This is a genomic window from Streptomyces montanisoli (assembly GCF_017813245.1).
Lineage (GTDB): Bacteria > Actinomycetota > Actinomycetes > Streptomycetales > Streptomycetaceae > Streptomyces > Streptomyces montanisoli.
On record NZ_JAGIQL010000196.1, the window covers coordinates 1 to 10,194 of the forward strand.

Consider the following 10,194-nt stretch of genomic DNA (forward strand, 5'->3'; position numbering starts at 1 on the left):
GGCGGCCGGCCCGGCGTCGCCCGCCCGTGCCCGCTGCTCCGTCTCGGGCTCCGCCTGGGCCCGGTCGGCGTGCGGCTCGGGCGTGGCGGCCAGTGGCTTGGCCTCGTCTGGCAAGAGCGCTCCTCGTGCGGTCGGGGCCACTCGTCCGGCCCCGGAAAAGTCCATGGTAGCCATCCGGCCATTTCGCCCGCTCCGCGAACGGAACGTGCCTGGGCTGCCGGGCCGGGCGGCAGGGCGCCAACGACGACGGGCACCCGGTTGTTCCCGGGTGCCCGTCGACGCGCGCGCGTGGGACGGATCAGACGGTGAGCAGGGCCCCGAGCGGGGCGCCGTGCAGCATCTTCTCCAGCCGGGCCCTGCCGTCGAGGAAGCCGAGCTCCATGAGCACGGACACCCCCGCGACCTCGGCCCCGGCCCGCCGGATCAGCTCGACGGCGGCCAGCGCCGTGCCGCCCGTGGCCAGTACGTCGTCGATGACGGCGACGCGGTCGCCCGCGGCCAGGTCCTCGGCGTGCACCTCGACCTCGGCGGTGCCGTACTCGAGCTCGTACGACTGGGACAGCGTCGCGCCGGGCAGCTTGCCCGCCTTGCGCACGGGGATGAAGCCGATACCGGCGGTGACGGCGACGGGCGCGGCGAGGATGAAGCCGCGGGCCTCCAGGCCCACGATCTTCGTCGCGCCCATCCTGCGGCAGTCGTCGGCGAGCGCCGTCGTCAGCGCCCGGAACGCGCCGGGGTCCGCGAGCAGCGGGGTGATGTCCTTGAACATCACGCCGGGCTCCGGGTAGTCGGCGACGTCCCTGATGCGGCTGAGCAGCAGCTGCCTGGTCTCCTCGGGCGTCACCTGCGCCTCCCGGAGGAGCGGCCGCCGCGCGGCCCCTTCCTCGGGCCCGCCACCGCGGGGGCCGCGGTGGCGCCGGCCGGCGCCGGGCCTTCGGAGCCGTCGGGGTTGCCGGGGTCCGCGTCCTCGGCGGCCGCCTCGCCCTTGGCGCGCTTGGCGAGCACGCGCTTGCGCAGCGCCTTCATCCGCGGCTCGTGCTCTTTGAGCTCGGCGACCAGCGGCGTCGCGATGAAGATCGACGAGTAGGCACCTGCGGCGAGGCCCACGAAGAGGGACAGGGCGATGTCGTTGAGGTCGCCCGCGCCGAGGAAGCCGCCGCCGATGAACAGCAGGCCCGCGACGGGCAGCAGCGCCACGGCGGTCGTGTTGATCGACCGGACCAGCGTGCTGTTGATCGAGTTGTTCGCGACCTCGGAGTACGTGTACCTGGTCTGCTTGGTGATGCCCTTCGACTGCTCCTTGAGGCTGTCGAAGACGACGACCGTGTCGTAGAGCGAGTAACCGAGGATCGTCAGCAGGCCGATGACCGTGCCGGGCGACACCTGGAAGCCGACCAGCGCGTACACGCCGACGGTGATGACGATGTCGTGCAGCAGGGCGATGAAGGCGGCGAGCGCCATTCTCCACTCGAACGCGATCGCCAGATAGATCACGACCAGGATGAGGAAGACGATCAGGCCCGTCCAGGCCTTGTTGGCGATCGTGGAACCCCAGCTCGGGCCGACCAGGTCGGCGGTGATCTGGTTCTGGTCGACGTGCAGGTCCTTGGCGAGCTCGGCCTTGATCGGGTCCGACTGCTTGGTGGTGATCTCGGCGATCTGGATGCGCAGGGTCCCGTTGCCGAGCTTCTGCACGATGGCCGTCTTGCCCGACGCGTTCTGGGCGTCGGTGACCGCTTCCTCCACCGACACGCTCGTCTTCGGGGTGGTGAAGACGGCACCGCCCTTGAAGTCGATGGACTCGTTGATGCCGCGCACCGCGAGGCCGACGATGGCCGTGATCGCGATGAGCACCGAGATGCTGTACCAGATCTTGCGCTTGCCCACGAAGTCGTAGCCGACCTCGCCGCGGTAGAGACGAGCGGTGAAGGCACCGATCCGCGACATCTCATGCCTCCTTCGGGTGGTCGGACGACGTGGCGGCCCCGCCGGTACGGCGGGAACGGCGCAGGGGCGGCTTGGCCCCGAGCCGCTTCGAGTCGAGCCCCGACCACGGATGGCCGTTGAGGAAGAACGGCCTGCGCGCGAGCAGCGTCATCACGGGCTTGGTGAACAGGAACACCACGACCACGTCGAGCACGGTGGTGAGGCCGAGGGTGAACGCGAAGCCCTGGACCTTGCCGACCGTGACGATGAAGAGCACGGCAGCGGCGAGGAAGGAGACGAAGTCGGAGACGAGCACCGTGCGCCGGGCGCGGGGCCAGGCGCGTTCCACGGCGGGCCGCAGGGTGCGGCCCTCCCTGATCTCGTCCCTGATGCGTTCGAAGTAGACGATGAACGAGTCGGCCGTGATGCCGATGGCCACGATGGCGCCGCAGACGGCGGGCAGGTTCAGCGCGAAGCCGATGCCGGGGCCGAGGAGCGACATGATCGTGTACGTCAGGATCGCGGAGGCCACGAGGCTGAGCACGGCGATCGCGGACAGTCCGCGGTAGTAGGCGATCAGGTAGATCAGCACGAGCGCGAAGCCGACGGCGCCGGCGATCAGGCCCGCCTTGAGCTGCTCACTGCCGAGCGCGGCGGTGACGGTGGTGACCGTCTCCTCGTGGAAGGTCAGCGGCAGCGCGCCGTACGACAGCACGTTGGCGAGGTCCTTGGCGGACTGCTGGGTGAAGCTGCCGGAGATCTGGGCGCTGCCGCTCAGGGTCTGGCTCACCGAGGGCGCCGACTCGACGTTGCCGTCGAGGACGATGGCGAACTGGTTCATCGGCGGCTGCTGCTTGGACAGCTGGCTGGTGATCTTCGAGAACTTCTTGCTGCCCGCGCCGGTGAAGTCGAGCGTGACGATCCACTGGGCGTTCTGCTGGTCGAAGACGCCCTGCGACTTCTTGACGTCGGTGCCGGCGAGGGCCGCCGGGCCGAGGACGTACTTCTCCCACTGCTTGTTCGAGTCCTGGCCGCAGGCCACGATCGGGTCCTTGGGGCCCGCACCCGCGTTGGCCTTGCTGCGCTGCGCCTTGCTGGAGCAGTCGAGGGCCTGGAACTTCTTCTGCAGGGCGGCGGTGGACTGGCTCGCGGACGCCGACGGCGACGGTGTGGTCTTGGAGCCCGAGCTGTCCGAGGGCTTCGGCGAGGGCGCCTTCTTCAGGGCGCTGGTGACCGCGCGGCCCTGGGTGGAGGAGCTCGCCGTGGCCGAGGGCGACCCGGAGGACTTGCCGGTGGCCTTGGTGCCGCCCGAGGCCTTCGAGGAGGCGGACGGCGAGCCGCTCGCCTTCGCGCCCGGCTTCCCGCTCGACGTGGCCTTCGGGGAGCCGCTGGAGGACGGCTGCGGCGTCGGTGTGCCCGCCGCCACGGCCTCCACGGGCCGGAAGTACAGCTGGGCCGTCTGGCCCACCTGCTGCCGCGCCTGGGCCTCGTTGGTGCCCTTGGGGATGTTGACGATGATGTTGTCTTTGCCCTGCGTCTGGACCTCGGCCTCGGACACGCCGAGACCGTTGACACGGCGGTTCATGATGTCGACCGCGGTCTGCATGTTGGTCTTGTTGATCGCGTTGGGCTTGCCCGGCGTGTTCTGCGCCTTGAGCGTGATCGTCGTTCCGCCCGCGAGGTCGATGCCGAGCCTCGGATGCGTGTCTCCCGACCAGAACATGCCGCCCACCAGCGCGGCCACGACGATCAGGAACAATGAAAGGGTGCGGCCCGGCCTGCCCGGCGACCCCGCAGACCTTCGACCCTTCTTGGGTGCTGCCACCTTCTCGATTCTCCCTGTCCAACCGCTTGCCGTCCGGTGGTGAGCGCCGGAGCCCTGAGCGGCCACGAAGTGTTGTGGGGTCGCTGCCCCGCCAAATTCGTTACAGTCCGCACACCGCCGGCAGCCGCAGTGCGGCGGCCCGCGATCGCGTAGGTGACTACTTGGTGCCGGCCTCGCCGTCGCGCTTGCCGTCCTTGGCGGCCGCCTCCTTGGCGGCGGCGTCCTTCGGCTTCGCGACCTCGACCGGCTCGGCGGCCTCGTCGCCCGCGCTCTTGCCGCCCGCGCCCTCGGCCTTGGCCGCTCCGGCCTCGGTGGCGTCCCCCGCGGACTTCGTCAGGTCGGCGCCGGGCTTCTTGCCCAGGTCGATCCCGGAGGCGTCGCCCTCGGTCAGGGAGGAGGCGTCGTCCGGGACGATCGGGGCGTCGAGGCCCAGGTCGCCGGTGCTCGGCTCCTCGCCGTGCACGATCCGGTTGTACTCCTCGTCGTCGAGGACGGCGCCGATGGCGTTCTTCGCGTAGACGGCGTGCACTCCGGGAGCGACCTCCAGGAGGACCATCTCGTCGTGGACCTCCTTGACGGTCGCGAACATGCCGCCGATGGTGCGCACGCCGACACCGGCCTGCATCTCGTTGCGCATCGAGGCCGCGGCCGCCTGCTTCTTCTTGGCGGAGCGGGTCATCAGGAACATGGCCCCGATGAGCACGATGAAGGGGAGAAGGGTCAGAGGACTCACGGGAGGGAACTTCCTTCGCACGACCGCCGTCGGGGCGGCCTCGTATTCGGGGGTGGGCACGCCGCCCGGAAGGGTGGCATCGGCGGAGTCTAGGCGAGTCCGCATCATTGGAACAACGCCCAGCATGGCACTCGGGTTCCATTCGAGGCCAGTGAGCGGGTGCTCAGGCCCCGAACAGGCCCTGTTGTCCGGTTGCTCCCGGCGCCTGGGGCGGCGCGGTGAGCCCCAGATGGGCCCATGCGGCGGGCGTCGCGACGCGGCCGCGCGGCGTGCGCGCGAGCAGGCCCTCCCGGACGAGGAAGGGCTCGGCGACCTCCTCGACCGTCTCCCGCTCCTCCCCCACCGCGACCGCCAGGGTGGACAGGCCCACGGGCCCGCCGCCGAACAGCTTGAGCAGGGCCCCGAGCACGGCGCGGTCCAGCCGGTCGAGCCCGCGCGCGTCCACCTCGTACACGCCGAGCGCCGCCTCGGACACCGTTCGGGTGATCCGGCCGTCGCCCTTGACCTGCGCGTAGTCGCGCACACGGCGCAGCAGCCTGTTGGCGATGCGGGGCGTGCCGCGGGAGCGGCCCGCGATCTCCGCCGCGCCGGCCGTGTCGATCTCCACGTCGAGCAGTTGTGCGGAGCGGTGCAGGACGCGCTCCAGCTCGCCGCTCTCGTAGAACTCCATGTGCCCGGTGAAGCCGAAGCGGTCCCGCAGCGGCGGGGGCAGGAGACCCGCCCTGGTGGTGGCGCCGACCAGCGTGAACGGCGGCAGTTCGAGGGGGATGGCCGTGGCGCCGGGGCCCTTGCCGACGATCACGTCGACGCGGAAGTCCTCCATCGCCATGTACAGCATCTCCTCGGCGGGCCTCGACATCCGGTGGATCTCGTCGAGGAACAGCACCTCGCCCTCCTGGAGCGAGGAGAGGATCGCGGCGAGGTCGCCCGCATGCTGGATCGCGGGGCCCGAGGTGATGCGGACCGGGGCGCCCATCTCGGCCGCGATGATCATGGCGAGCGTGGTCTTGCCGAGGCCGGGGGCGCCGGAGAGCAGCACGTGGTCGGAGGTGGCGCCGCGGGCGAGCGCGGCCTTGAGCACGAGGTCGAGCTGTTCGCGCACGCGCTCCTGGCCGACGAACTCGGACAGCGACTTGGGGCGCAGCGCCGCCTCGACGGCCTGGTCCTCCCCGTCGGCGGACGCGCCGACGAGCCGGTCGGCGGCCTCGGCCACGCTGTCCGTGGCGCCCGTGTCGTCCGGGGGGACGTCCCAGTTCACTGCGTGCCTCTCGGTGGTGCTCGGTGGTGCTCGGTCGGTGCTCGGTCGGTGCACGGCCGGGCGCGTGCCCGGCCGCCGCGTACGGTCAGCGCGTGCGGTTCAGGCTCTGCAGTGCGGCCCGCAACAGCTGCGGCACCGGCGGCTCCGTGCCGTCCGCGAGCGCGGCCTCGGCCTGCGGGGACACCTGCGCGATCGCGTCCTCGGCCTGGCCGCTCTGGTAGCCGAGCCCGATCAGGGCGGACATCAGCTGCTCGCTCCAGGGCGCGGGGCCGCTCGCGACGGCGGAGCGCGCGGCCGCGCCGGTGCGCGTGCCCAGCGGGGCGCCGAGCCGGTCCTTCAGTTCGAGCAGCAGCTTCTGCGCGCCCTTCTTGCCGATGCCCGGCACGGCCGTCAGCGCCTTCTCGTCGCCCGTGGCGACGGCGGTGCGCAGCGCGTCGGGGCTGTGGACGGCGAGCATGGCCTGCGCGAGGCGTGGCCCGACCCCGCTGGCGGTCTGCAGCAGCTCGAAGACCTGCCGCTCGTCGTCGTCGGCGAAGCCGTACAGCGTGAGCGAGTCCTCCCGCACGACGAGGGACGTGGCGAGTGACGCCTCCTCACCCATGCGCAGCCCCGCGAGGGTGGCCGGCGTGCACTGCACGGCCATGCCGACGCCGCCCACCTCGACGACCGCCGTCGTGGGGGCGAGCGCGGCGATCCGGCCGCTGACGAACGCGATCATGGGGTCACCTTCCGGACGGACGTGCCACCGCTCGCGGGGCGCGGGGCGCGGGCGGCACGCGCGGCGGCCTGTGCCTGCTGGAGGCGGTGGGTGGCGGGGGCCCGCCAGATGTGGCAGATGGCGAGGGCCAGCGCGTCGGCCGCGTCGGCCGGCTTCGGCGGTGCCGCCAGCCGCAGGAGCCTGGTGACCATGGCGCCCACCTGCGCCTTGTCGGCGCGGCCGCTGCCGGTGACGGCGGCCTTGACCTCGCTCGGTGTGTGCAGGGCGACGGGGATGCCGCGGCGGGAGGCGCACAGCACGGCCACCGCGCTCGCCTGTGCCGTGCCCATCACCGTGCGCACGTTGTGCTGGCTGAACACCCGCTCCACCGCGACCCGTTCGGGCTCGTACTCGTCGAGCCACGCCTCGATGCCGCGCTCGACGGCGACCAGCCGCTGCCCGAGTTCGCCGTCGGCCGGCGTGCGGACCACGCCGACGCCGAGCATGGCGAGCGGACGCCCCGCGACCCCCTCGACGACGCCGACGCCGCACCGGGTCAGGCCGGGGTCGACGCCCAGGACACGCATCGCGGCACTCCCCCCTTCGGTCAACTGTTCCAGCTGATCGGCACCCTAGTGCCCGCCACTGACAAAGCGGCGGACCGGCGGAGACACGCTCCGCCGGCCCGCCGGATGACGTCGCTCGCGCGGGGCGCGATCAGGCGTCGACCTTCTCCATGACCTCGTCGGACACGTCGAAGTTGGCGAAGACGTTCTGCACGTCGTCGCTGTCCTCCAGCGCGTCGATCAGCCGGAAGATCTTGCGCGCGCCCTCCTCGTCCAGCTCGACCTGCATGGTCGGGACGAAGTTGGCGTCCGCGGAGTCGTAGTCGATGCCGGCGTCCTGCAGGGCGGAGCGCACGCCGACCAGGTCGGTGGCCTCGCTCAGCACCTCGAAGGACTCGCCGAGGTCGTTGACCTCCTCGGCGCCCGCGTCGAGGACCGCGCCCAGCACGTCGTCCTCGCCCAGCTCGCCCTTGGGGACGATCACCACGCCCTTGCGGTGGAACAGGTAGGACACCGACCCCGGGTCGGCCATCGAGCCGCCGTTGCGCGTCATGGCGACGCGCACGTCCGACGCCGCGCGGTTGCGGTTGTCGGTGAGGCACTCGATGAGCACGGCGACGCCGTTGGGGCCGTAACCCTCGTACATGATCGTCTCGTAGTCGGCGCCGCCGGCCTCGAGTCCGGCGCCGCGCTTGACCGCGGAGTCGATGTTCTTGTTGGGAACCGACTGCTTCTTCGCCTTCTGCACGGCGTCGAAGAGGGTCGGGTTGCCCTCGATGTCGGCGCCACCGGTGCGCGCCGCCACTTCGATGTTCTTGATCAGCTTCGCGAAGAGCTTGCCGCGTTTGGCGTCGACCACGGCCTTCTTGTGCTTCGTCGTAGCCCATTTAGAGTGGCCGGACATCTGCCTGTCTCCTTCACGTAACCGATGCAGCTCTGTTCGGCAGTGATCCTACCGGGATACGCTCACGCCGCGGATCGCACCATGTCGGCGAAGAGGCGGTGCATCCGGTGGTCCCCGGTCAGTTCGGGGTGGAAGGACGTGGCCAGGGCGTTGCCCTGCCGCACGGCGACGACGTGTCCTCCGTGCTCCGCGAGCACGTTCACCGCTCCCCCGACGGACTCGACCCACGGGGCGCGGATGAAGACGCCCTCCACGGGCCCGCCGTCGACGCCCTCGACGTCGACGGCGGCCTCGAAGGACTCGTTCTGCCGCCCGAAGGCGTTGCGGCGCACGATCATGTCGATGCCGCCGACGGTCTCCTGGCCCGACCGCGGGTCGAGGATCTTCTCCGCGAGCAGGATCATGCCGGCGCACGTCCCGTACACGGGCAGGCCCTCGCGTACCCGTGCACGCAGCGGTTCGAGCAGCCCGAAGAGGGCCGCCAGCTTCGACATCGTCGTGGACTCGCCACCGGGGACGACGAGGCCGTCGACGGCGGCCAGTTCCTCCGGGCGGCGCACCTGCGCGGCCTCCACGCCGGCCGCGGCGAGCGCGGCGAGGTGCTCGCGCACGTCCCCCTGGAGCGCGAGCACACCGACCGAGGGGGTGCTACCAGCCACGGTTCTCGAACCGCTCGGCGTCGGGGGCCGCGTCGAGGTTGATGCCGACCATGGCCTCGCCGAGGTTGCGCGACGCGTCGGCGATGATCTTCGGGTCGTCGAAGAACGTGGTGGCCTTGACGATGGCGGCCGCGCGCTTGGCGGGGTCGCCTGACTTGAAGATGCCGGAACCGACGAAGACGCCCTCGGCGCCGAGCTGGCGCATCAGCGCCGCGTCCGCGGGGGTGGCGACGCCGCCGGCGGAGAACAGCACCACGGGCAGCTTGCCGAGTTCGGCGACCTCGCGCACGATCTCGTACGGCGCGCGCAGCTCCTTGGCGGCCGCGTACAGCTCGTTGCTGTCGGCGCCCCGCAGGCGCGCGATCTCGGCCTTGATCTGGCGGAGGTGGCGTACGGCCTCCACGACGTTGCCGGTGCCGGCCTCGCCCTTGGAGCGGATCATGGCCGCGCCCTCGCCGATGCGGCGCAGGGCCTCGCCGAGGTTGGTGGCACCGCAGACGAAGGGGGTCGTGAACGCCCACTTGTCGGAGTGGTTGGCCTCGTCGGCGGGGGTGAGCACCTCGGACTCGTCGATGTAGTCGACGCCGAGGGACTGCAGGACCTGCGCCTCGACGAAGTGGCCGATGCGGGACTTGGCCATGACGGGGATCGAGACGGCCTCGATGATGCCCTCGATCATGTCCGGGTCGGACATGCGCGCGACGCCGCCGTGCTTGCGGATGTCGGCGGGCACGCGCTCCAGGGCCATCACGGCCACGGCGCCCGCGTCCTCCGCGATCTTCGCCTGCTCGGGCGTGACGACGTCCATGATCACGCCGCCCTTGAGCTGCTCGGCCATGCCGCGCTTGACGCGGGCGGTACCGGTCTCGGGGTTCGTCGTCGGGGAAGCGGCCTGCGGAGCAGTGGACACGGGGGCCTCGCTGGTGTGTGTAAGGGGACCAAAACCTACGAGGTCGAGGAAACGCCGGGTGGCGGGCGGGCGGCAAGAGCCAATGGGTGGCCGGTGGACTCCTCGCGGTGCGATGTGCGCCACTCGCACCTGGCGGTGCGGCGCCGTCCTGCCCGCCGCCACGCGCGCCCGGGCCCGCGAGGCGGCCGCGCCGCGTTGGCCGGGTGCGGCGCGTGGCCATGGGCCGGCTCTTCGTCGCGTCGGCGACGGCGGGGCCCGCCCGCCGGGATGCCTCAGGCCGCGCGATCGGCGAGCGCGACCGGCGTGTGCGGCGCGGTCCGGCCGCCTCGCCGGCCATGCGGGCGAGCCCCGGCGCGAGGGCGCCCGGGCGGCGGCCCGAGGCCGTTGGTCCGGTCTTCGGCCGCAGGGCGGCGCGAGGTTCCCGGCCGGGGCCGGGTGCTCTGTTGCGCACGCGCGGTGTGGGCAGCAGAAGGGCCGCGGTGAGCGGGGCCGGCCCGCCGCCCCGCGGCGTTGGGGTGCCGGTCGAGCGGCAGACCCAGCCGGACTCCACGGGCGCTGACCGCCCAGTGCCCAGCACGAGCGCCCCTGCACGAAGCGGCGGGCAGCGTCGGCGGACACGCCGAGTCGTGGCCCGGCGCGCCGCCGGGCCGGATCGAGGCCGACACGGCACACGGCGGCGAGGGCGGGCCGGCCGCGGCGACCGGCGGAGGCGCGCC

The 10,194-nt window shown here is 72.2% G+C and carries 10 protein-coding genes; all 10 read right to left on the bottom strand.

The window, feature by feature from the left end; all coding sequences use genetic code 11:
* Positions 1-298: 298 nt before the first annotated feature.
* The 10 genes from JFN87_RS29105 to pdxS all read right to left on the bottom strand — a co-directional run bounded on the left by JFN87_RS29105 (position 299) and on the right by pdxS (position 9,478).
* A complete protein-coding gene (locus tag JFN87_RS29105; RefSeq protein WP_209344839.1) occupies positions 299-844 on the bottom strand; it encodes an adenine phosphoribosyltransferase in 546 nt (181 codons plus the stop codon).
* Positions 841-1,947, bottom strand: coding sequence for a protein translocase subunit SecF (gene secF, locus JFN87_RS29110; RefSeq protein WP_209344841.1), 1,107 nt, complete (start codon positions 1,945-1,947; stop codon positions 841-843). The genes JFN87_RS29105 and secF overlap by 4 nt, the downstream gene beginning before the upstream one ends.
* Before the next feature lies 1 nt (position 1,948).
* A complete protein-coding gene (gene secD / locus JFN87_RS29115) occupies positions 1,949-3,751 on the bottom strand; it encodes a protein translocase subunit SecD (protein ID WP_209344843.1) in 1,803 nt (600 codons plus the stop codon).
* A gap of 157 nt (positions 3,752-3,908) precedes the next feature.
* On the bottom strand, positions 3,909-4,484 hold the full coding sequence (gene yajC / locus JFN87_RS29120) for a preprotein translocase subunit YajC (protein ID WP_209344845.1): 576 nt from the start codon (positions 4,482-4,484) through the stop codon (positions 3,909-3,911).
* A gap of 163 nt (positions 4,485-4,647) precedes the next feature.
* The gene (gene ruvB, locus JFN87_RS29125) at positions 4,648-5,742 is read right to left on the bottom strand and encodes a Holliday junction branch migration DNA helicase RuvB (RefSeq protein WP_307865637.1); all 1,095 of its coding nucleotides are present in this window, start codon (positions 5,740-5,742) and stop codon (positions 4,648-4,650) included.
* A gap of 85 nt (positions 5,743-5,827) precedes the next feature.
* Positions 5,828-6,460, bottom strand: a complete 633-nt coding sequence (gene ruvA / locus JFN87_RS29130) for a Holliday junction branch migration protein RuvA (protein ID WP_209344846.1) — start codon at positions 6,458-6,460, stop codon at positions 5,828-5,830.
* Entirely contained in the window at positions 6,457-7,026 is a 570-nt protein-coding gene (ruvC, locus tag JFN87_RS29135; protein ID WP_209344848.1) for a crossover junction endodeoxyribonuclease RuvC, read from the bottom strand. Before ruvC ends, ruvA begins: the two co-directional genes overlap by 4 nt.
* A 130-nt stretch (positions 7,027-7,156) precedes the next feature.
* On the bottom strand, positions 7,157-7,909 hold the full coding sequence (locus tag JFN87_RS29140) for a YebC/PmpR family DNA-binding transcriptional regulator (RefSeq protein ID WP_030907259.1): 753 nt from the start codon (positions 7,907-7,909) through the stop codon (positions 7,157-7,159).
* A 62-nt stretch (positions 7,910-7,971) separates the two neighbouring features.
* Positions 7,972-8,568: a pyridoxal 5'-phosphate synthase glutaminase subunit PdxT gene (gene pdxT / locus JFN87_RS29145; protein ID WP_209344850.1), complete on the bottom strand. Its 597-nt coding sequence runs from the start codon at positions 8,566-8,568 to the stop codon at positions 7,972-7,974.
* Positions 8,558-9,478, bottom strand: coding sequence for a pyridoxal 5'-phosphate synthase lyase subunit PdxS (gene pdxS / locus JFN87_RS29150; RefSeq protein ID WP_209344852.1), 921 nt, complete (start codon positions 9,476-9,478; stop codon positions 8,558-8,560). The genes pdxT and pdxS overlap by 11 nt, the downstream gene beginning before the upstream one ends.
* Between the last annotated feature and the right edge of the window lie 716 nt (positions 9,479-10,194).

Excerpts from the sequence above, each read along its gene's own strand:
- secF (WP_209344841.1), bottom strand. The coding sequence starts at position 1,947 with ATGTCGCGGATCGGTGCCTTCACCGCTCGTCTCTACCGCGGCGAGGTC.
- JFN87_RS29140 (WP_030907259.1), bottom strand. The coding sequence starts at position 7,909 with ATGTCCGGCCACTCTAAATGGGCTACGACGAAGCACAAGAAGGCCGTG.
- ruvA (WP_209344846.1), bottom strand. The coding sequence starts at position 6,460 with ATGATCGCGTTCGTCAGCGGCCGGATCGCCGCGCTCGCCCCCACGACG.
- ruvC (WP_209344848.1), bottom strand. The coding sequence starts at position 7,026 with ATGCGTGTCCTGGGCGTCGACCCCGGCCTGACCCGGTGCGGCGTCGGC.